The organism is Devosia sp. A16 (genome assembly GCF_001402915.1).
In the GTDB taxonomy this organism is placed as follows: Bacteria; Pseudomonadota; Alphaproteobacteria; order Rhizobiales; family Devosiaceae; genus Devosia_A.
The window spans coordinates 4,500,811-4,522,191 of record NZ_CP012945.1 but is presented as its reverse complement, the minus strand read 5'-3'; the positions used below and the strand labels follow the sequence as shown (position 1 = coordinate 4,522,191).

21 protein-coding genes are annotated in these 21,381 nt (G+C 64.5%); 12 read left to right on the top strand and 9 right to left on the bottom strand.

Annotated features, from left to right (window positions below; translation table 11 throughout):
* Positions 1–155: 155 nt before the first annotated feature.
* The 4 genes from APS40_RS21725 to APS40_RS21710 are packed head-to-tail and all read right to left on the bottom strand — an operon-like array spanning position 156 to position 2,328.
* On the bottom strand, positions 156–941 hold the full coding sequence (locus APS40_RS21725) for an SDR family NAD(P)-dependent oxidoreductase (RefSeq protein ID WP_055049029.1): 786 nt from the start codon (positions 939–941) through the stop codon (positions 156–158).
* Between the two features lie 2 nt (positions 942–943).
* Positions 944–1,435 (bottom strand): GyrI-like domain-containing protein, encoded by a 492-nt coding sequence (locus tag APS40_RS21720; RefSeq protein ID WP_055049028.1) that lies wholly within the window; start codon positions 1,433–1,435, stop codon positions 944–946.
* Entirely contained in the window at positions 1,410–1,997 is a 588-nt protein-coding gene (locus tag APS40_RS21715; protein WP_055049027.1) for an SRPBCC family protein, read from the bottom strand. The genes APS40_RS21720 and APS40_RS21715 overlap by 26 nt, the downstream gene beginning before the upstream one ends.
* Positions 1,981–2,328 (bottom strand): ArsR/SmtB family transcription factor, encoded by a 348-nt coding sequence (locus tag APS40_RS21710; protein ID WP_055049026.1) that lies wholly within the window; start codon positions 2,326–2,328, stop codon positions 1,981–1,983. Before APS40_RS21710 ends, APS40_RS21715 begins: the two co-directional genes overlap by 17 nt.
* A 209-nt stretch (positions 2,329–2,537) precedes the next feature.
* Between APS40_RS21710 and APS40_RS21705 the strand changes: the two genes are divergently transcribed.
* The 3 genes from APS40_RS21705 to APS40_RS21695 are packed head-to-tail and all read left to right on the top strand — an operon-like array spanning position 2,538 to position 5,508.
* Complete coding sequence (locus APS40_RS21705; protein ID WP_055049025.1) at positions 2,538–3,383, top strand: phytanoyl-CoA dioxygenase family protein; 846 nt, start codon at positions 2,538–2,540, stop codon at positions 3,381–3,383.
* Positions 3,380–4,231 carry a helix-turn-helix domain-containing protein gene (locus APS40_RS21700; protein ID WP_055049024.1) on the top strand — a complete coding sequence of 284 codons (852 nt, stop codon included), beginning with the start codon at positions 3,380–3,382 and terminating at the stop codon, positions 4,229–4,231. Before APS40_RS21705 ends, APS40_RS21700 begins: the two co-directional genes overlap by 4 nt.
* Positions 4,228–5,508 (top strand): ABC transporter substrate-binding protein, encoded by a 1,281-nt coding sequence (locus APS40_RS21695; RefSeq protein ID WP_055049023.1) that lies wholly within the window; start codon positions 4,228–4,230, stop codon positions 5,506–5,508. The genes APS40_RS21700 and APS40_RS21695 overlap by 4 nt, the downstream gene beginning before the upstream one ends.
* A 206-nt stretch (positions 5,509–5,714) precedes the next feature.
* On the opposite strand, the gene APS40_RS21690 is transcribed toward APS40_RS21695, so the two are convergent.
* From APS40_RS21690 to APS40_RS21680, 3 genes are all read right to left on the bottom strand, one after another.
* Positions 5,715–6,212, bottom strand: coding sequence for a GyrI-like domain-containing protein (locus APS40_RS21690; protein ID WP_055049022.1), 498 nt, complete (start codon positions 6,210–6,212; stop codon positions 5,715–5,717).
* Between the two features lie 259 nt (positions 6,213–6,471).
* Positions 6,472–6,891 carry a DUF2155 domain-containing protein gene (locus tag APS40_RS21685; RefSeq protein WP_055049021.1) on the bottom strand — a complete coding sequence of 140 codons (420 nt, stop codon included), beginning with the start codon at positions 6,889–6,891 and terminating at the stop codon, positions 6,472–6,474.
* 20 nt (positions 6,892–6,911) lie between these two features.
* Positions 6,912–7,322: an NADH:ubiquinone oxidoreductase subunit NDUFA12 gene (locus tag APS40_RS21680; protein ID WP_055049776.1), complete on the bottom strand. Its 411-nt coding sequence runs from the start codon at positions 7,320–7,322 to the stop codon at positions 6,912–6,914.
* 808 nt (positions 7,323–8,130) lie between these two features.
* Between APS40_RS21680 and APS40_RS21675 the strand changes: the two genes are divergently transcribed.
* The 4 genes from APS40_RS21675 (at position 8,131) to APS40_RS21660 (ending at position 14,050) form a co-directional block, all read left to right on the top strand.
* The gene (locus APS40_RS21675) at positions 8,131–11,826 is read left to right on the top strand and encodes a vitamin B12-dependent ribonucleotide reductase (RefSeq protein ID WP_055049020.1); all 3,696 of its coding nucleotides are present in this window, start codon (positions 8,131–8,133) and stop codon (positions 11,824–11,826) included.
* A 387-nt stretch (positions 11,827–12,213) separates the two neighbouring features.
* On the top strand, positions 12,214–12,570 hold the full coding sequence (locus APS40_RS21670; RefSeq protein ID WP_055049019.1) for a hypothetical protein: 357 nt from the start codon (positions 12,214–12,216) through the stop codon (positions 12,568–12,570).
* A 53-nt stretch (positions 12,571–12,623) separates the two neighbouring features.
* Positions 12,624–12,953 (top strand): hypothetical protein, encoded by a 330-nt coding sequence (locus tag APS40_RS21665; RefSeq protein ID WP_055049018.1) that lies wholly within the window; start codon positions 12,624–12,626, stop codon positions 12,951–12,953.
* On the top strand, positions 12,953–14,050 hold the full coding sequence (locus APS40_RS21660) for an ImmA/IrrE family metallo-endopeptidase (RefSeq protein ID WP_055049017.1): 1,098 nt from the start codon (positions 12,953–12,955) through the stop codon (positions 14,048–14,050). The genes APS40_RS21665 and APS40_RS21660 overlap by 1 nt, the downstream gene beginning before the upstream one ends.
* On the opposite strand, the gene APS40_RS21655 is transcribed toward APS40_RS21660, so the two are convergent.
* Together APS40_RS21655 and APS40_RS21650 are read right to left on the bottom strand one after the other, a co-directional pair.
* Positions 14,047–14,967, bottom strand: a complete 921-nt coding sequence (locus APS40_RS21655; RefSeq protein WP_055049016.1) for an alpha-glutamyl/putrescinyl thymine pyrophosphorylase clade 3 protein — start codon at positions 14,965–14,967, stop codon at positions 14,047–14,049. The two genes, APS40_RS21660 and APS40_RS21655, sit on opposite strands and share 4 nt — an antisense overlap.
* Positions 14,964–15,905 (bottom strand): thymidylate synthase, encoded by a 942-nt coding sequence (locus tag APS40_RS21650; protein ID WP_236884153.1) that lies wholly within the window; start codon positions 15,903–15,905, stop codon positions 14,964–14,966. The genes APS40_RS21655 and APS40_RS21650 overlap by 4 nt, the downstream gene beginning before the upstream one ends.
* 248 nt (positions 15,906–16,153) lie before the next feature.
* Between APS40_RS21650 and APS40_RS21645 the strand changes: the two genes are divergently transcribed.
* The 5 genes from APS40_RS21645 to APS40_RS21625 all read left to right on the top strand — a co-directional run bounded on the left by APS40_RS21645 (position 16,154) and on the right by APS40_RS21625 (position 21,344).
* A complete protein-coding gene (locus APS40_RS21645) occupies positions 16,154–17,083 on the top strand; it encodes an aldo/keto reductase (protein ID WP_055049014.1) in 930 nt (309 codons plus the stop codon).
* 162 nt (positions 17,084–17,245) lie between these two features.
* A complete protein-coding gene (locus APS40_RS21640; protein ID WP_156343037.1) occupies positions 17,246–19,327 on the top strand; it encodes a mechanosensitive ion channel family protein in 2,082 nt (693 codons plus the stop codon).
* A gap of 324 nt (positions 19,328–19,651) precedes the next feature.
* Positions 19,652–19,981: a DUF1344 domain-containing protein gene (locus APS40_RS21635; RefSeq protein WP_055049012.1), complete on the top strand. Its 330-nt coding sequence runs from the start codon at positions 19,652–19,654 to the stop codon at positions 19,979–19,981.
* 144 nt (positions 19,982–20,125) lie between these two features.
* Positions 20,126–20,512 (top strand): GFA family protein, encoded by a 387-nt coding sequence (locus APS40_RS21630; protein WP_055049011.1) that lies wholly within the window; start codon positions 20,126–20,128, stop codon positions 20,510–20,512.
* A gap of 61 nt (positions 20,513–20,573) precedes the next feature.
* Positions 20,574–21,344 (top strand): phosphodiester glycosidase family protein, encoded by a 771-nt coding sequence (locus APS40_RS21625; RefSeq protein WP_055049010.1) that lies wholly within the window; start codon positions 20,574–20,576, stop codon positions 21,342–21,344.
* Positions 21,345–21,381 lie beyond the last annotated feature (37 nt).

The following is a 21,381-nucleotide window of genomic DNA, read 5'->3' as shown; positions in this document are numbered from 1 at the left end:
GCCTCCATCTCAGGCGTCATCCCAGCGAAAGCTGGGACCCAACCCGCAGCCCGAACCGGTGGATAGATGGGTCCCTGCTTTCGCAGGGATGACAGCCGGTGGGTGGGGTCGCAAGCGAGCACAGCTGCTGTGCCGGTGACGCTCTGTCCCCACCCCTAGTCCACCTGCGCCCCGCCCGTGGCGTTGGCGACCGTCGCGGTCATCGACCCAGCCAAGTCCGACGCCAGCAGCACGGCGACGTCGGCGATCTGGGCCAGCGGCGTCAGCCTGCGCAGAGGGGTGCGTTCGCCGGCGCGACGCTCGGCTTCCTCGAGCGTGATGCCCTCTTGCTGCGCATGCAACAGGAAGGCTTCGCGGACGCCGGGCGCATCGGGAGAACCCGGGGAGCGAACGCAGACGCAGCGCACGCCCGCGGGACCGTTCTCGACCGCGAGGTGGCGGAGGAAGTGTTCGATCGCTGCCTGCGACACGCCGAAGCCGCCCATGATGTCATAGGCCTCGCGCGCCGCATTGGCCGAAATTCCGACGATGACGCCGCCGCCATTCGCCGCCATGTGGCGGGCATTGGCGGTGCCGGTGGAAAACCAGGTCTTCATGCCGGTTACGATCGGCGCGATGAACCTTTCCCGCGGCATGTCGATCAGCTTCTGGCCCTGCGTGTCGTCGAGGGACACGGCATTGAACATCATCTTGACCGGACCGGCTCGCGCAGCGATGGCCTCGAGATGCGCCTCGACCGCGTCATGGTCGGTGGCATCGACCGGCGCCACCTCCGCCCTGCCCCCGGCAGCCGCGATCTCGGCTGCGACGGCTTCGAGCCGCTCGCGGCCGCGGGCGGCGAGGAACACATGCGCTCCCTCCCGGGCGTAGGCCCTGGCGACGGCACCGCCGACCGCGCCCGACGCGCCATAGACGACGGCGACCCGGTCTCGCAGCAGCATGGCTAGTCCCGCACCTTGATCGCCACGGTGGTCTCCCACTTGTCGGGATCGGGCTCGTCGTCCGGGCCGTTCGGGTAGATTTCGACGCGAGCCGCAAAGTGATCGCCGTCCGGCGCTTCGGTGGCGTCCCAGGCGATACCCTTATGCCTGGCCCAGCCGATCAGCACCGCGTTGGCCTCGATCAGGTTGTCGTAGTGGCCCCAATAGGTGAGCTGGGCATAGCGGCCGGCCGGCAGAACCCCGCTCAGCAGCGGGGAGGCCACAGGCAGCTTTGTGGCGGTGGGGACGGCGAACTCGATCTCGAGCTCGGGCATTGCGACGATGTTGTACTTGAAGAATACCGGCCCAGACGCTTGAATCGATTGACTATCGATTGCGCCGAAGAGCTGGCCCATGATCGGCCCGATGGCCTCGCCAAACGGGATGGTCACCCGGCGGCGGATAGCGACATAGGGCTGCTCGGCCCGTTCAACGATCACTGGCAGCGTCAGCATCCTGGTCCTCCCGTTTGCTCTCCAGAGCGCGGCGCCGTGCGGCGACGATGTCCTCGGCGACGCCATCGCTGCGCGGCCGGCCCTTGGGGCGCCAGTCCTCGTCGATGAACTGCGCCACATAGCGGTCGAACACGTCGAAGCCGCTCTTCCAGCCCCAGCCATGCCCATCGCGCTCCTCGGCGCTGATGAACGGGGTCTGGCGGAAATACATGCGGGTCTTGCCGGCCTCGTCGACGAAATCCATCGTCACCACGGTCTCGAAGCCGTCATACTCGTTGATGTAGGTGAAGCTCAGCCGGCTCGGCTCGTCGATCTCGAGATACTTGCCGCTGATCCAGTGGGCATGGCCCGGGCCGTTGCTCATGCAGCGCCGCCACGCGCCGCCGACGCGGAAGTCGATGTCGCAACTCAACAGCGCATAGCCCTCCGGCCCGTGCCAGCGCACCATGTGCTCGGGATCCTTCCACATCCGCCAGACCAGAGCCCGCGGCGCATCGAACAGCCGGTCGAACTCCAGCACCAGGGCTGCCTGCTCGGCGGTGACGCTATTGCCGCGGGGCATCCGGATCCCCCTTCTGCAGTTCGGCGAGGTACGCATCCATGCGCGCAAAGTTCTTGTCCCAATGCCGGCGGTAGCGCTCGACCCAACTGGCGAGCTCGGCGAGCGGCGCGGCGTTGAGCTGCACCGGGCGCCACTGCGCCTGCCGGGTCCGCGCCACCAGCCCGGCCTGTTCGAGCACCTTGAGATGCCTCGAGATGGCCGGCATGGAGATGTCGAACGGCGCGGTCAGTTCGCTCACCGACGCCTCGCCCTCACTGAGCCGCTGCAAGATCGCCCGCCGCGTTGGGTCGGCGAGCGCGGCGAAGGTGAGGGACAAGGCGTCGGTGTTCATATTTTGCACATGCGTTAAATAACACTCTTGTTAAATACCGACCGCCGCACAGAGTCAAGCGCGTCACGCGTAATCAGCCCCTGCGCTCACAATGCGCGAAAAGTGCACAACTTCGCCGACTTCGTGGCCTTGGATCGTCACGGATTCAGGAGGATCATCACTGACAGCAAGGGCCGGGCGGCACGTCCGGTGAACATGGATCATTGACGATGCTGCAGTTCGACCAGGAACAGGGCGGGAGCTACCAGGATGGGCTTTACGACCCGGAAGCCACGGCGCCACGCGTGGACATCGCCACGGCATTGACGGCGGCCTCGCGCGACCACTATCGCGAACATGGCTGGCTGTCGGTGGAGGGCCTGCTGCAGGCCGAAGAGCTGGCGCAGGCGAAGGCAGCAATCGACGACCTGATCGAAGGGCGCGTGCCGGTTTTCTCCGGCGTGTCCTACGAGAAGGGTTTCAAGGATGTGATCGACACCATGACGCCCGCCGAGCGCTACGACGCGGTGCGCAAGCTCTACGATTTCGTGCCCTATGAGGAGCGGCTCGCCGGCATCGCGCTTGGCGAGCGCATCGGCACCATCTGCCGGCACCTGCTCGAACGCGACGTGCGGCTGTTCCAGGACATGGCGCTGCTCAAGCCGCCGCGCGGCGGCCGCGAAAAGCCGTGGCACCAGGACCACGCCTTCTTCGACTATCCGCTGGGAACGCGCATCGTGGGGGTGTGGATCGCGGTCGACGAGGCGACCATCGCCAATGGCTGCATGCAGGTGCTGGACGGCGGCCACAAGCTGGGCCCGATCCACCACTTCCGGCGCCGCGACTGGCAGATCTGCGACACCGATATGGCCGGCCGCAAGTCCGTGGCGTTTCCGCTCCGCCCCGGCGACGGCATGTTCTTCGACGGCTTGCTACCGCACGGTACGCCATCGAACAACTCGGCGCAGCGGCGCCGGGCGCTGCAGTTCCACTACATGGACCAGCAGGCGCGGCCGACCGATGAGGTTGAGCGGCTGGCCATATTCGGCGGCGAAGGGGCCGGTGCCACCTGTTGAGCCCGAGCGCTGCCACGACCTCGAGCGCCGGCGAACCGGGTGTCGAACTGCGTGCGCCGGTCGGCCGGATGCGGTGCGACCCGAGCTGGTCTTTCGCCTCCGACCCGACCAAGGTCGATAATTATCGCATCTGGCTGATCTGGGCCGGCGAAGGCGAACTGGTGACGCCCGGCGGCGAGCGGATCGCCCTGCTGCCCGGGGTGACCGTGGTGATGCGGCCCGACGGCGTCTACCAGGCGTCGCACAATGCCGCCAATCCGCTGGGCGTCACCTTTCTCAACTACGCCTATCGCGGCGCGGCGCCCCTGCCCCCGGTCTGGTGCTGGACCTCCGACTTCCTGTTCATCGATGCGCTGACGCGCAAGATCGTGCAACTGCACGCCGCCGAGCTCGCGGGCCTCGGCGACAACGGGGCGCGCAGCGCCATGCTGCTCCGCGCCGTGCTCGACGAATTGCAGCTGCAGCTGCAACCAGGCAACGCGCCCAGCTCGCGGCTCGAACGGGACGTGATCGCGCTCGCCAACCAGGTGCTCGAAATGCCGGCCGAGCATGACGACGTCTCGGAGCTCGCCGGCGCGGTGTTCCGCAGCCGCTCGCATTTCACCCGCACGTTCCGGCGCATCTATGGGGTAAGCCCCGCCAGCTTCGTCAAATCCACCAAGCTGCTCAAGGCGCGAAACCTCCTACAGACCACGGCGATGAGCATCGGGGAAATCTGCTCGATCCTGGGCTATTCGACCACCCAGTACTTTTCACGCCAGTACAAATCCTACTTCGCGACGACGCCCGGGGAGGACCGGCGCCGCGCGCAGCACAACACGCAGAAAAACGAGGAGGAGACGACATGAACACACGTCGCAGAACCGTGCTGCAGGGCGCCCTGGCGCTGCTCGGAGCGGCAGCGCTGGCGCCGGCAGCACGCGCGCAGTCGGAGGGCGTCCGCGCCATCTTCTGGGGCGGCCAGGCGCGGGCCGAGCGCACCTTTGCGGTGTTCGACCTGTTTCAGAAGAAGCTCGGCGCTGCCCCGGTGGTCAGCGAGTTCATGGGCTTCAACGACTATTGGCCCAAGGTCGCGACCCAGACCGCCGGTGGCAACGCGCCCGACCTGATCCAGATGGATTACCGCTACATCGTCGAGTACGCCAAACGCGGTGCATTGACCCCGCTCGACGACTATCTGGGCAGCGTGCTCGACCTCGGCGATTTCGATGCCGACCAGATCGAGGCGGGCCGCGTCGACGGCAAGTTCTACGGTGTCAGCATGGGGGCCGGCGGGTTCTGCCTGCAGGTCAATGCCAGCGCCTTCGAGCGGGCCGGCCTGCCGGTGCCGGGACCGAGCACCACCTATGCCGAGCTCGCCGCCATGGTCGGCGATTTCAACGCCGCCAATGGCGAGATGCGCATGCTGCAGGATGGGTCGGGCAATGAGCCGGCGCTGGAGAACTGGCTGCGTCAGCGCGGCAAGGCGCTCTACACCCCGGAAGGCGAACTCGCCTTCGACACGGCGGATGCGGCCGAGTGGTTTACCCTGTGGGCGGATCTGCGCGGCAAAGAGGCGTGCGTGACGGCGGAACAGCAGGCGGTGTCGACCGGCACGATCGACACCAGCATGCTGGTGACCGGCCGCGCTGCGAGCGGCTTTACCGGCGTCAACGAGCTGATCGCCTACCAGGCGCTGGTGAAGGATAGGCTGGCCGTCACCAACATGCCGCTCGCCATGGCCGGCGGCAAGGGCGGGCAGTATCGCAAGCCGACGATGATGTGGACCCTGGCCCAGACCTCCAAGGTCAAGGACGAGGCGGTCAAGCTGATCAACTTCTTCGTGCGCGATCTCGAGGCGGCGAGCCTGCTCGGGCTGGAGCGCGGCATCCCGAGCTCCGCCGCCTCGCGCGAGCACATCACTGCCGGCCTCACCGATCTCGAACGGCAGACCCTCGATTTCTTCGCCAACCTGGGCGAGCTGCTCGGACCGATCCCGCCGCCGCCACCGTCGGCGGCCGGCGAGATCAGCACGTCGCTGCTGGGCACGCTGAGCCAGGAAATCGCCTTCGGCGCCAAATCCCCCGAGGATGGCGCGGCGCAGCTGGTGAGCGGCGCCAAGGACATTCTGGCGCGAGCGGGATAACTCCTCACCGGCCGGCTCCTCTCCCGGGCCGGCCGGTGCTTTTTTGCTTCGCAACGGCCGGAGGGCATCAAAGCGGGGATCTCCGTTTGAGGTGGTGCCGCAGGCCAGAAAACGGAGGTTCCCGCTTTCGCGGGAATGACCCGATGGGTGGGGCACGGCAACGCCCTCCCCACTCACAACTCGCGCGCCTTCAGGGCCGCGATGCTCTACCTGCCCAGCCGGAACGCCACCTCGGTTTCCCATTTCTGCGGATCGGGCTCCGCCGCCGGATCGGTGTGGTAGATTTCGAGCAGCGCGGCTTCGTACTCCCCGGGCACCTGTTCGGGCATGGGATGCGCCATGCCTTGCTTGCCCAGCCATTCGCCGAGCGCCACGTTGGCTTGATAGAGCCCGTCATAGGGGCCCGTATGGATCAGCCGGGCAAACCGACCGGCCGGAATGATGCCGGTCCGCACCCTGGCGTCCCCGAGCAAGAGGCTCGCCGTGGGGAAGCCAACTTCCATCAGCAACGGGCCGTCCTCGGGCATCGCGAGATAGCTGAAGAACGGTGCGCCTGCCGGAGCGGCGCCATGAGTGGCCAGCCAGCCGGCCACCTCGCCGAGCAGGGGCGGCGCCTTCGACGGGATGTCGGTGCGCTCGAGGCTGATGCGGAACGCCGCGAAGGGCTGGTCCGGGCGGGTAATGATCTCGGGGGTGCTGAGCAAGTGTGGGCTCCTCTCGTCAGGGATGAGGAGCTAAGCGCAAATTGTGGGGCGCGGACTTGATCGCGGTTGCGGTGGGGAGATGGAGCACTGGTGGATTGGCACGGTTTCGCCCCACCCACCGGCTGTCATCCCAGCGAAAGCTGGGACCCAACTATCCGCTGGCGCGGGCGGCGAAATGGGTCCCAGCTTTCGCTGGGATGACATCGAGTTTGGTGAAGCACCTGTTCCACCTGCCGACGAATGCCCGGCTCTACCCGCCCTATCCGCCCGTACCTGCATCCGCCGATGGTGGCGGGACGTCCGAGCTCTGCTTACAGTCGAGCAGCCAGATGTCGTAGACCGCGTGGTCGATGGCGTTGAGCGCCGGGCTGTCGGCGAACATCCAGCCGGTGAAGATGCGGTCGATCGAGCCCTTGAGGCTCACCTGGTCGACCTCGACGAACACGCTGGTGCGCTGCGTCTCAGTGGGCGGCCGGGTGTAGCAGGCGCGCGGCGTGATCTGCAGCGCGCCGAACTGCACCGTCTCATCGATATAGACGTCGAACGTGGTTATGCGGCCGGTGATCTTGTCGAGCCCGGAGAACTGGGCGACCGGATTGGCGATGGTCTCGGCCAGCGCAGGCACCGCCGACGCCAGGCTCAGGAGAACGACGGCAACTGCCTTGCGAACCATCTGCATGGGCTGGACGATGGTCGGGCTTATTCCGGCGACCACGCGTCATAGTCGCCGGTGACGCGGGGACGCTCGCCCTTGTTCAACAGGCTGCCATCGGGACGGTAGGCCGCCGCCGTGCCGGTGAGGTTGGGCTGGTGCGGCTGCTGCCAGGGGCGGGCGGTGTAATCCTGCTCGGTCGGCGGGGTGTGGGTGCGGTAGTGCATCCAGCCATACCAGCCGGGCGGGATGGTGGTGGGCTCGGCGTAGCCGCCGGCATAGACCACCATGCGGCGCTCGTAGCCGTTGGGGCCGGGCTTCGAGCCCTTCTTCGAGCGATAGTAGCGGTTTCCGGTTTCGTCTTCGCCGACGAACTCGCCCTGCGTCGCGACCCACAGCCGCGTGCCCCAGGTGTTGCCCCGCCACCAGGCCAGGATTTCGATGAGGAAGTCCTTCATGCCGCCGTTCGCCATACCGTCTGAACCCGTCTCGACAAGCCGTTCCGCGCGGGCCAAATCGCCCGCACTTTCTGCCCGTGGCTCTAACATGCCGGGGCACCCACGCCTAGAGCAGGACTGCGCTTCGTTGAAATCGCATTCCAGCTCCAGGTTCTTAGCTGGTCGCGCGATCGAACCGGAAAAGTCTGCAACTTTTCCTGATCACGCTCCGGCACAAAGGCGAGACCGCCCTGCCCTCTACCTATGGTGTGCCGACCGGCAAGCAGGTGCTCTGTATGGTCGTGGATTTGTGACGGAAATAATGCGCTTGACAGGATTCGCACCGAAAACCGCATCGCACTTAGCCCCGCCGCCTCATCTTCGCACGCTGCTCAAAGATGGCGGAAGAGTGGCCGATTTCCCGTGGTTTAGCACCGAATCCGATAGCGATCTGCGAGGCACAGGTACCGAAAATTGACCCTCGCAAACGCCGAATCGAGCTTGGAACTTTTCCCCGCAATCCACATATGAGATACTGGATTTAGCCGTCGGATACGGGCAATGCCACTAGCAGTTGTATGTTGTGATCATGCCTCGGCATTGACCGACTCGAAGCATCGGACGCATCCTTTCGAGGTTGCGCCGCGCTGGTTCAGACGGCACGACGGACGACCGGGACCACGCGGCGGCGGCAGTTCGCCGAAGGTCCCAAACGGGGCTCCTGGGCCGTGTTTCGCGGCCAGTTAGACAGCGTCATACAAAGAGGCAGAAGCCGTCCTTGGCGGCTCGCGGGCTTTCCTGTCCGCTTTATTGGGGAATATATAGCAAGATGCGCATCGAACGCCGGTTCACGAAAGCCAACGACAGCGCCTATGCGGGGATCGAATTCCGCTCGGTGACGAGCGAGATCAAGAACCCCGACGGCTCGATCGTGTTCAAGCTCGAAGGCATGCAGGTCCCCTCGACCTGGTCGCAGGTGGCTGCCGACATCATTGCGCAGAAATATTTCCGCAAGGCCGGCGTCGCCAAGATCCTGAAGAAGGTGGAAGAGAACGACATGCCCTCCTGGCTGTGGCGTTCGGTTCCCGACGAGAAGGCGCTCGCCAAGCTCCCCGAGGCTGAGCGCTATGGTTCGGAAACCGACAGCCGCCAGGTGTTCGAGCGCCTCGCCGGCACCTGGACCTACTGGGGCTGGAAGGGCAAGTACTTCGCCACCGAAGAAGATGCGCGCGCCTTCTTCGACGAGCTCTGCTTCATGCTGGCCACGCAGCGGGTTGCCCCCAACTCCCCGCAGTGGTTCAACACGGGTCTCCACTGGGCCTATGGCATCGACGGCCCCGGCCAGGGGCACTTCTATGTCGACCCCTTCACCGGCAAGCTGACTTCGTCGAAATCGGCCTACGAGCATCCGCAGCCGCATGCCTGCTTCATCCAGTCGGTGACCGACGACCTCGTCAACGAGGGCGGCATCATGGACCTGTGGGTGCGCGAGGCGCGCCTGTTCAAGTATGGCTCCGGCACCGGCTCGAACTTTTCGAAGCTGCGCGGTGAAGGCGAGAAGCTCTCCGGTGGCGGCAAGTCCTCCGGGCTCATGTCGTTCCTCAAGATCGGCGACCGGGCTGCCGGCGCCATCAAGTCGGGCGGCACCACCCGCCGCGCCGCCAAGATGGTGGTGATCGATATCGATCACCCCGATATCGAGGATTACATCAACTGGAAGGTGAAAGAGGAGCAGAAGGTCGCTGCGCTCGTCACCGGCTCCAAGGTGGTGTCGAAGGCGCTCAAGGCCATCATGAAGGCCGCGGTGAACTGCGAAGGCACCGGCGACGACTGCTTCGACGTCAACAAGAACCCTGCCCTCAAGCGTGAAGTGAAGGCGGCGAAGAAGGCGCTGGTGCCGGAGAACTACATCCAGCGCGTCATCCAGTTCGCCCGCCAGGGCTACACCGATATCGACTTCCCGGTTTACGACACCGACTGGGACTCCGAGGCCTATCTCACCGTCTCGGGCCAGAACTCGAACAATTCCGTCCGCGTCACCGACGATTTCCTCAAGGCCGTCGAGACCGATGGCGACTGGAACCTCCTCAGCCGCACCAAAGCCGGCAAGGTCACCAAGACCGTCAAGGCGCGCGACCTGTGGGAGCAGATCGGCTATGCCGCCTGGGCCTCGGCCGATCCGGGCATCCATTTCCACACCACCATCAACGAGTGGCACACGAGCCCGGAAGCCGGCGAGATCGTCGCGTCGAACCCGTGCTCGGAATACATGTTCCTCGACGACACGGCGTGCAACCTCGCCTCGGTGAACCTGCTCCCCTACCGCAACGCCGACTCGAGCTTCGACGTCGCGGCGTTCGAGCACACCTGCCGCCTCTGGACCGTAGTCCTCGAGGTCTCGGTGATGATGGCGCAGTTCCCTTCGAAGGCTATTGCCGAGCGCTCGTTCATCTACCGCACGCTGGGCATCGGCTACGCCAATATCGGCGGCCTGCTGATGACCTCAGGCATTCCCTATGACTCGGCGCAGGGCCGCGCCATTGCCGGCGCCATCACTGCTGTGATGACCGGCGTCTCCTATGCGACCTCGGCCGAGATGGCCGGCGAGCTCGGCCCGTTCCAGGATTATCCGCGCAACGCCAAGCACATGCTGCGCGTCATCCGCAACCACCGGACCGCTGCCTATGGCAAGACCGACGGCTATGAGGGCCTCTCGATCAACCCGGTGGCGCTCGACCACGCTTCGATCGGTGACGAGACCCTTTCGACCCGCGCCAAGGCGGTGTGGGACGATGCGCTGGCACTGGGCGAAAAGCACGGCTACCGCAATGCGCAGGTCTCGGTGATTGCGCCGACCGGCACCATCGGCCTCGTCATGGATTGCGACACCACCGGCATCGAGCCCGACTTCGCCCTGGTGAAGTTCAAGAAGCTCGCCGGTGGCGGCTACTTCAAGATCATCAACAATGCGGTGCCGCCGGCGCTGCGTACGCTCGGCTATTCCGAGAGCCAGATCGCCGAGATCGAGGCCTATGCGGTCGGCCACGGCAACCTGAACCAGGCGCCGGGCATCAACCCTGCCTCGCTCAAGGCCAAGGGCTTTACCGACGAGAAGATCGAGGTGCTGAACAAGGCCATGAAGTCGGCCTTTGACATCAAGTTCGTCTTCAACCAGTGGACGCTGGGCGCCGATTTCCTTAAGAGCCTCGGCGTCACCGACGCGCAGCTCGGCGACATGACGTTCGACCTGCTGGCTTTCCTCGGCTTCTCGAAGAAGGATATCGACGCGGCCAACACCCATGTCTGCGGTTCGATGACCCTCGAGGGCGCCCCCTTCCTCAAGGACGAGCACCTGCCGGTGTTCGATTGCGCCAATCCCTGCGGCAAGATCGGCAAGCGTTACCTGTCGGTCGAGAGCCACATCCTGATGATGGCCGCTGCGCAGCCGTTCATTTCCGGCGCCATCTCCAAGACCATCAACATGCCGAACGACGCCACCGTCGCCGACGCCAAGGAAGCCTACCAGCTCAGCTGGCGCCTGGCGCTCAAGGCCAACGCGCTCTATCGCGACGGTTCGAAGCTCTCGCAGCCGCTCAACGCCTCGCTGGTCGCCGATGAGGACGACGAGGAAGAGGATGCCGTCGAGTTGCTGAACGCCGCCAACCAGATGGCGCGCGTGCCGCAGGTGACCGAGAAGATCGTCGAGAAGATCATCGAGCGCGTGTCGCGCGAGCGCGAAAAGCTGCCGAACCGCCGCAAGGGCTATACCCAGAAGGCCAATATCGGCGGCCACAAGGTGTACCTGCGCACCGGCGAGTTCGACGACGGGCGCCTGGGCGAGATCTTCATCGACATGCACAAGGAAGGCGCTGCCTTCCGCGCCATGATGAACAATTTCGCCATCTCGATCTCGCTCGGCCTGCAATACGGCGTGCCGCTCGACGAGTATGTCGAGGCGTTCACCTTCACCCGGTTCGAACCGGCCGGCATGGTGATGGGCAACGACCGGATCAAGAACGCCACCTCGATCCTCGACTACATCTTCCGCGAGCTCGCCGTCTCCTATCTCGACCGCGAGGACCTGGCGCATGTCCACGCCGACAGCCCGACGGCGCTGTCGACCTCGGGCGAAGGCCAGCGCCCTGCCCCGATCCCGGCGCAGAACCTGGTCTCCCGCGGCATGACCCGCGGCAAGGTGAAGGACCAGAACCTGATGCTGGTCTCGGGCGGCCTCACCGCCGCGGCGGCCTACAACCCGGTCGCCTCGATGCAGACCTCAACCGTCACGGCACTGAAGGCCGCGACGGCGCTGAAGATCGAGACCAGCCCGACCGTGCTCAACGAAGCGGAGCTCAACCCGATCCCGAGCCCGCCGACGCAGCAGGACGCCGGGCAGCTCAGGGCGCAGGCACTGATGCAGGGGTATACGGGGGATCAGTGCTCGAACTGTAACTCGATGCGGATGAAGGTCAGCGGGCACTGCATGGTCTGTGAGGATTGCGGGACGACGACTGGGTGCAGCTGAGGCGCATCGACCAGTCACAACACCGCGCCATGGATTAGCGAATGAGAAAGGCCCCGGAAACCGGGGCCTTTCACTATTGAGCGACATTCGTCGCTTGCCACGCTACCACCAAGAGGTGCGCAAGCACCCGTAGCTTCTCTTGCCCAGTGAGCAACTGAACGAGCGGGCTGGAGGTCCGCTTGAAATGGCGACATGCACGCGTGCCAACAGAGCGAACGCAACGATAGATGAAATAGATTAACCCCATTCTGAGAGGTGGGTGCTGGAGCGTCCTAACACTAACCGATGCAACACTGTGGATAGCGGGTCGTAGCTTGTCGCGAGATCGCGCAAGTACTACCCAGCCCAAGATATCTTGCCTATGTTGTGCTAGGGACGAGGTACTTCATGGATTTCCAGCGCCGTGTGAAGAAATGGATGGCAGCCTGCTTTCCGCCCGGAGCCGCCGATAACGCGAACGAACGCACCCATCGGTTTCTGGAGGAGGCGCTAGAGCTTGCCCAAGCCAACGGCTGCAGCCGCGATGATGCTCTCGCGCTGGTCAACTATGTCTTCGCCCGGCCCACCGGCAATGCCGCCCTCGAGGCGGGAGGGGTGCTGGTCACCTTAGCAGGGTTGTGCTCGGCAACGGACATCGACCTAGAGGCAGCAGGTGAGGCCGAGCTTGCCAGGAACTGGGATCGGATCGATGCAATCCGGGCAAAGAGGGCCGCGCGTCCTGAGAACTCACCACTGCCGCAATAGGCGCACGCGAATCTCCTGCTGATGTTTCGTTCCCTGAAATCCAATCGCCGCCCATGGTGATCATCTCCTTCGACACCGAGGAGTTGAAGCAACGATGCTGCGAGTACGCGGTAGCAGAGCAAGCGTATGGCGCAGCGAACGCGCGAGCGCTGTTCGCGGCGATATCGGATGCGGAGGCAAACGAGACGGTCCAAGATTGGATGGACCTTGCAGGCGACGCGATAACAATTGAGAAACACTGTTCTCTCATTCTCTCATTTGGGTCAGAATTACATGCGAGCCTGATTCCTGTGGGAACTCGGTTCGAAAAGGCGGACGACGGCAGCGTGAAGTGGCAGACGGTGCAACGCCTGAAGCTGGTTCATATAGGTGGTGCAAATTGATGGATGAGCGGGCGGTAACAGACTGGTTCTCCAAGCCCGGCGACTCAATCATTGCGCTTATGCAACGTCGAGGAGTCTCCCCCCAGCAGCTTGCCCGATCGCTAAAAGACGGCATGACCACGCTTCGAGGGCTCTGCGACGGCTCGGTAGCCGTTGACGCGCCATTGGCGACCACCTTGTCCGAACACCTCGGAGGCAGCCGCGCCTTCTGGCTGCAGCGCCAAGCCAACTTCGAAGCAGCCGTCGACCGGGCAGTCGGCGCCGCGGCGGAAACCGATGCGGATAATTGGCTAGATCGCGTTCCTTCACCTACGGGCAAGAAGCTGCCTAAGAAACTCACTGACGAAATCACCCGCGACGAGCTCCGCAGTCGCCTTGTCTATTTCAATGTGCCCAAGCTGGAAGCTTGGGAGCGCCAATACGGATCACTCGTAAGCGGCACGCGTTTCCGGACGTCTCAGACCTTCATCTCCGCCGAAGACTCGGTGCTGCGTTGGCTAAGGCGAGGTGAGATGGAAGCCGAGCTCACCGCCACCGCCCAGTGGTCGGTCGCCAAGCTGCAGGAAAGGCTCTCCGCTATCCGGCGACTGGTCCATGTCAGCCAGCCGTCTCGCTTCCTGCCGCAACTGCGCCGCCTTTTGGCGGAAGCCGGCGTTGCACTAGTAGTGGTGAAGGCGCCGACAGGCTGCCGTGCCAGCGGAGCCACGCGTATGGTTACGCCCGATAAGGCGATGATCTTGATGAGCTTCCGGCACCGGGCGGACGATCAGTTCTGGTTCACCCTGTTCCACGAGATCGGCCATTTGGTGCTGCACAGTGCACGCACGTTTGTCGATCAGGACGGCATGCTCACCGACGAGAGCGAGAAAGAGGCCAATGATTTCTCAAGCTCGGCCCTGGTTCCCTTGGATAGGGTGGGCGAGCTTGAGGAGCTGAATTCCAACCGAGAGGCTATCTTGCGCTTCAGCCGGTCGATCGGTGTCTCGCCCGGCGTGACGGTCGGCCAAATGCAACATCGGGAAATCATCAGCCCGACGAAGATGAACTGGCTCAAGCGTCGTTGGTCCTGGGACGATATCGAGCCGGCACTGAACTAGCCCCTGAAGTGAACGAATTCGGTCGGGCTCTTCTGCCAGTTGCAGAGAGCATCCTCCATAACCTGCATCCCCACCCCCAACTCCTCGTCGAGCTCGTCGACCAGTTCCTGAAGCCGGGCAGCACCGGTTTGACTGTCGACATCCCCGTCGAAGAGAAGCCGCGCGCCACGCGCAGGGCCGGTAGCCCCGGGAAAGTATGCCTTGCCCGCGTGGATCGGGGCGATGCCGTAGCGGCCGATGAGCGCCAAGTAGTCGAACTTGGCCAGTCGACCGAAGCTCAAGACAGTCATCCCCTGAAAGAGTGCATCGAATATCGCGCCAGGTTCGTTACCGGTGGCGCGAACCACGTTAGCGAAGAACGGAACATGGCCGCCCTGTCCGATCCAATCTAAGTAGCTCTCAAGCACAAGGTGGAATGCGCGGTTCGCAGTGGGATCCAGGCTCTCATACTTTCGGTGGTTACCGAACTTTCCGCCAATGTTCTGCCAGTTGGCGGCTAACCAACTGGTCATAGCTTGCGGGTTCGCGCTGACGAGGTGCCATGTCCAGGTCCCCCGTCCTAGCATGCCGTATATGTCGCGCAATCGGAGCCACCCCGTATCGGCAGGGCGGGCCAAATGCGTCATCAGGAATACGAGCCACGCCGCTTCGTCGACATCGCCGTTCTGGATGTGAAAGGCTACCGCTCGCTCCGCATCGAAGTGAGGGCTGTTCGGATCGGCACGTCTAGCCGAGATGGGATTACGCTGAACAAGCTTGTAGTAGTCCTCCCTGCGAAGGCTAGCCACGAACTGCTGGGCAAGGGTGTCGAGCGCTTCCGGGTCATCGATACCCGGAAGCGGACGCCGATTCTCCCTGAAAATCCGCAGCGCATCAACGATCACCTTCTTCTGAGCGGCTCGCGTTGGCCAGATCATGCGTTCGCTCTCCTGGAGAGTAACTTTCTCTGCGGCATGCTCCGCCGCCCGTCGACGTAGTTTCGGTAAATAGGCGTCACGAATGCCTGGCTTAACGCATCGAGGGTGGCCCCGTCCCCGCTCGCCCAAAATGTCTGATACAGCCGAAAAATGTCCGCCCAATACGCATTCGGTGCCTCCGCAGTCGCGTTTACGGCCTCACCATGGCGCAACCGGTCCTCGAAACTGCAAAGGGCCGGGACAACATCATGGAACGGATCTCCCATCGGCATTTCGGGCATCTCCACGGTTCTCTGGTGCCCCTCTTCGCGATAGCGCTTGGCGTCCTCGATGAATTCCTCGTAGATGTGCATGCTTCCCACGTAATGGAAATACTCACCCAGGCCCAATCCCAACGAGCGGGACATCATCTCCTGAAGCATTGTGAAGCAGAACACGTCGTGCGGAAGGCCGTAGTAGGCATCGTTGGATCGCATCGTGACCGACAGATGTAGCCGACCGTCCCGGCAGAGGAACTGCATCGTCGTGGTGCAAGGTATCTCCTTATGAGGCCGCTGAATGTCCTCGGCATTGAATAGTTGGATGACGGCGCGCTTCGAGCTGGACTTCTCGCGCAACAGCTTGATCACGTTACTGACTTGGTCGATGTCCCGCATGGCGAAAAGCCGAGGCCCATACGCACCGTAGAGGATGCCGTCCTCAGCATCCTTCCGGTACTTCGATATGTACGGTTCGATAAAGTCGAGCCGATCGGAGATTGAAAGGTACCAGAGCAACTCGCCCAGCGCGCTAAACGGTTTCCCTCTGTCTTCAGAACGGCTTAGGCGTGCGCGCGGCTTGGTTAGGCGCAGCGTCACACCGAGAAGTTCGACGTTGTCGCCGCGGGAGCCGGTGCTCCCGGAGCCCGCATCGAGTAGCTCTCCATATAGATCAACCATTAGAGCGTCCAAGCTATCTCGGACTATTTCCATCTGCGCCTCCCTATCGACGCTATTATTCTCCGATTCTGCGGATGTGATAGAGGAGTTGACATAAATAACTGCCGACACAGGGCACCCGGAGTAAATCGTAGTGGGTGTCGAAGTTCCCGCTGGCTCGACCCGTGACGAGCGTCGAATTGCCGACGCCACCCGCCGCTTGTGATACAGGAGCGTCTCCCACCCATTCGCCAGCGCAGGCTCTCGCCATGAAGACCTTCACCGTTCCCCATACCGACGTCACCGTGTCGAGCGTTGTGCTGGGCCTGATGCGCATCGCCAAGATGAGCGATGCCGAGGTTCGCGCGCTCTACGACGCGGCGGTCGAGGTTGGCGTCACCATGATGGACCACGCCGATATCTATGGCGGTGCGCCGCATGTCTGCGAGGCGCGGTTCGGCGAGGCCCTGAAACTCTCGGCATCCGAGCGGGCGAAGATCCAGATCCAGAGCAAGGTCGGCATCCGCCGCGGCTATTTCGACTTTTCCTCCGAGCACATCCTTAACTCGGTCGATGGCTCGCTGAAGGCGCTGCGCACCGAATACCTCGACGTGCTGCTGCTGCACCGGCCCGATACGCTGGTCGAACCCGACGACGTGGCGAAGGCCTTCGACACGCTTCACGCCAGCGGCAAGGTCCGCCATTTCGGCGTGTCCAACCACACGCCGGGCCAGATCGAACTGCTGAAATCGGCGGTGCAGCAGCCGCTGCTGTTCAATCAGGTGCAGCTCTCGATCGCCCACGCCAACCTCTTCGCCCAGGGCGTTGCCGCCAACATGGGTGGGCTCGAGCAATCGGTCTCCCGCGACATCGGGCTGCTCGACTATTCGCGCTTAACGGGCATGACGCTGCAGGCCTGGTCGCCGGTGCAGAAGGGCTTCTTCGAGGGCGTGTTCATCGGCGATCGCAAGGACTATGCCGAGCTCAACGACGTGATGGACGAACTGGCGAAGAAATACGCCATCACCCCCATGGGCATCGCCATTGCCTGGATCACGCGGCACCCGGCCAACCTGCAGGTTGTCCTCGGCACCACCAAGCCCGGGCGCGTCCGCGAAAGCGCTGCCGGCTCGGACATCACCCTTACGCGCGAGGAATGGTACCGCCTGTTCCGCGCAGCCGGGCACACCCTCCCGTAATCGGTACCCGAGGCCCGATCTCGATGCTCGATGGTCACCGCGATCTCGTCGGGTCGCTTGAGCGGCACGATGCCGCCAACTTATTTGTCTAGGGGCAAAGGCACATTGCCTTTCGATTCCAAGGATCTGCCCCCGGATCCGGACCAAGCGGAGATCCACCTCGTGAAGCAGCTGATTGCCGTTTTCTTCGTCATGCTGTCGATCGGTGGGGCCTTCGCCCAAGAGGCCAAACCGGCCCCTGCCCCGGCGGCTTCGTCCGAGGCCGTCGATCGGCTCATTGTGGTGCTGGAGGATCCGGTGCTGCGGGAGCAGCTGCTCGAGCATCTGCGGTCAACGCCAGCCGACGCGGCGGCACCAGCAGCAGCGGAGGAAACCGACAGCGGCGCCAGCACCGGTCTGGTCGGGGCCCTCTATCGCTGGTCCGACGACTTCGTCTCCTCACTGCCCACCGCCACCTTCGGCGTGCCGATCGACCGCAAACTGGCGCAGGCCGGGACGCAGATCGGCAGCCGGGTGGAGAGCGGGATCAGCAGTGGGCAGTTGCTGCAGTTCATCGGCTGGGCCCTGCCCGGCCTGGTGATCGTTGCGGGGATCGGCATCGGCATCCGACGGGTGACACGCGGGCTGGTGCAGCCGACGAAGCCCGTGCGGAAGCGGCGGTTGGCCATGGGGCTGATGCTGAAGGTGGTGCTGGCGGCGGCGGCGCTGCTGGTGGTCGCGGTGCTGGCGAGCCTGTTGCCGGTGCCCAAGGTGGCGAGCACCAGTTTCACCAGCCTTGCGGTGGGCATCCTGCTCGCCATGCTGGCGGCGGACCTCGCGACCTCGGCCTTGTCGGGCTTTGGGAGCCTCCGTAGCGTCAGGCTGATCCGCTATGGGCAGCGGCGGTTCTATCCGTGGTGGCTGGCGGTGGCGGGGTTTGCCACCTTTGCGGCGCTCAATGCCGAGCCGACGCTGCGGCAGGTGGTCGGCTGGTCGGCGGCCGACTTTGCCGGGCTGATCCTCAACTGCATCGCCGCGCTCATCATGCTGGCCTTCATTGCGCGCCACCGGATGGCGCTGGGCCGGCTGATCTTCGGCGCCGCCGCCCGTGCGCCGGTTTCGGACAATCCGCTCCGCAACGCGACCCGGCGCCTCGCCCGCCACTGGCACCTCGTCGCCTATGGCTTCCTTGTTCTCAGCATTTTCAGCCTCCTCGCCGGGCAGCGCGACAATGACGTGATGAGCCAGATGCTGTGGTCGTTCGCGGTGGTGCTGGTCGGCATGGTGACCATCGCCGGGCTGCACCGGCTCACCACCGCGACGCCGCCGCCGCGCTACCGCTATCAACGCCATACGCTGCGCCAGATCGTTGCCGGCAAGATCCTCAAGCTGCTGCGGGTGGGCGCCGATGCGCTGACGCTGGCCGCCATGGCGATCATCATCGCCGGGGTCTGGGGCTTCAACATCTGGGGCTGGCTCACCAGCGATGGCCGCGTCATCGTCGGACCGCTGTTCGCCGCGGCGACCGTCGTCGCGGTGGCCTGGCTGATCTGGGTGACGCTCGATGCCTGGATCGCGACGACGCTGGCGCCCGGCCCGAACGCCCGCCCGGGCGCGCAGCGCTCGAGCCGGCTGCAGACGCTGCTGCCGCTGATGCGCAACGGCGTGCTGATCCTGCTCGTGGTGCTGGGGGGAATTGCCGTGCTGGCCAATATCGGGGTCGACGTGACGCCGCTGATCGCCGGCGCCGGGGTGTTCGGGCTGGCGCTGAGCTTTGGCTCGCAGCAGCTGGTGCAGGATGTGATCACCGGCTTCTTCATCCTCGCCGAGGACACGATCGCCGTGGGCGACACCATCAGCACCGGCGATCGCACCGGGGTGGTTGAGAGCCTGTCGCTGAGGAGCATGCGGCTGCGCGACAGCGACGGAGCGCTGCACTCGATCCCGTTCTCCACCGTCAAGGCGCTGAAGAACAGTTCGCGCAATTTCGGCGTGCTGCGACCGCGCTTCACCGTGCCCAGCGGCGTCGATCCGCTCGCGGTGATCGACGAGATGCGGACGGCGGCCACTGAACTCAGGGCCGACCCGAAATTCGCCAAGGCGATCACCAGCGACATGCATGATCTGGGGATCGACGAGATCAATGCCGGCTCGGTGGTGGTGAGCGGGTCGCTCCGCACCACGCCGGTGCGCCAGCCAGAGATCGCCCGGGCCTTCAATGGCCGTATGCTGGCCGGACTCGCCGAGAAGGGAATCCGGCTTTAGGGGCCCGGCGCCTTGTCAGCGAACGAACGCCCCGGACTCGATGTCATCCCAGCGAAAGCTAGCGGACCCAACTATCGGTTGGCGCGGGCTGTGAGATGGGCCCCAGCTTTCGCTGGGGTGACAGCCGGTGGGTGGGAGCGTGTGGGGCAAATGTACTTCTGACCTGCACGCCAATCGCGAAACGAACCCGCCGCGACGGCCGCCCGAACCTTGCGCGGATGTAAGGTGGAGGACAGGGCGGCGTAAGCCCCCGGACCTAGGGTTCCTGCGGCCGTCAGAAAGGTCGGCGATTGGTCGACCGGGCCGTAACCGATTGGAGTTGTCATGCGCAATCTCGTCCTCCCTATTCTGCTCGTTGCCGCCCTCAGCGCCTCGTCCGCGGCCATGGCGGCCGGCTACAGCACCGGCGGCACCATGGCCGCCCCGGCGGCTCCGACCGCCCACACGGTCGCGGCCCCGGTCCACCTCAAGCTGACGCGCGGCACCATCAAGGCGCTCGATGCCAAGGCCTGTACCGTCACCCTGGCCAGCAAGCACGTCTATGAGTTCGGCCCAAAGTGCGATTTCTCCAAGCTCAAGGTCGGCGAGAAGGTCACCATCAAGTGGGCGCCCAAGGGCAAGATGCGCGACGCCATGTCGATCGCTTCGCGCTGATGCCTCGTCGGTGAGCGCGGGCGGGCGACCGTTCGAGTGCCGTGTCCGTTTCCCTCCCGCGTTCACCGCCTCGCCGAAAACAGGATCTGGCTCTAGCCTGAGGTTGCCGCGCGTTCGAGTGCGGCGCCCACAAGGAGCCACATCATGGCAACCGCCTCCTGCCTCTGCGGCGATGTCCGCCTCACCACGTCGGGCGAGCCTTACCGCACCGGCATCTGCCACTGCCTCGATTGCCGGAAGCATTCGGGCTCGCTGTTCGGGACCTTTGCGATCTTTCCGGCCGATGCGGTGGCCATCGAGGGCACGCCTCAGGACTACCAGGGGCGCAATTTCTGCCCGCGCTGCGGCTCGTCGGTGTTCTCGCGTTCTGACGACGAGATCGAGGTGCATCTGGGCGCCTTCGATGCGCCCGACCAGTTCCGACCGAGCTACGAGCTCTGGACCATCCGCCGCGAAGCCTGGCTGCCGCCCTTCCCGCTCCGGCACAGCTATGAGCGCGATCGCCAGGGCAGCGGCCGCAGCGAGGACTGAAAACGCCAATGCTGCCAGAATCGCGCGTTAGGCCCTACCGAGGCTCAACGAGGAACTGGTCATGAAGCTTATTGTGCTTGCGCTGATTGCCGCGATGGCGATGGCGGCGCCGCTCCTGCCGGCAAGGGCCGAGGCCCAGAGCTGCGGGCCCGAGGAGTTCGAGGGCGCGCGCTATATCGTGTGCACGGTCGATCCGGCGCGCGAGCAGTTGCGGCTGTTCTGGCGCAATGCCGGCGGGCAGCCCTATCGCTCGTTCTCGGCGCTCGCCCAGTCGCTGGGCGAGAGCGGCAAGACCCTGCGCTTTGCCATGAATGCCGGCATGTACACGGCGGATTTCGCGCCGCTCGGGCTCTATGTCGAAGACGGGCGGGAACTGGTGCACGCCAATACGCGCGGACCCGACCACAGCTCGGGCCCGGTGCCGAATTTCTACAAGAAGCCCAACGGGGTGTTCTACCTCACGGCCGACAGCGCCGGTGTCGTCAGCACCGAGGACTTTCTCGCCAACGAGCGCAAGGTCGTCTTCGCCACCCAGTCGGGGCCGCTGCTGGTGGCCGAGGGGCAGTTGCACCCGGCGCTGATCGAAGGCTCCACCGACCGCACCCGGCGCAGCGGCGTCGGTGTCTGCGAGGGCGGCAGCGTGCGCTTCGCCGCGAGCGAGGGGCGCGTCAACTTCCACGACTTCGCCCGCTTCTTCCGCGACGGGCTCGGCTGCCCCAATGCGCTGTTCCTCGATGGCGGCCGTGGCGTCGGCCTCTACGAACCCGAACTGGGCCGCAACGATTTCTCCTGGCACGGTGGCTACGGCCCGATGTTCGCGGTGGTGCAGTAGCCCCTCAGGAGCGGAGCCTCCGAGTGAACGGCACCCC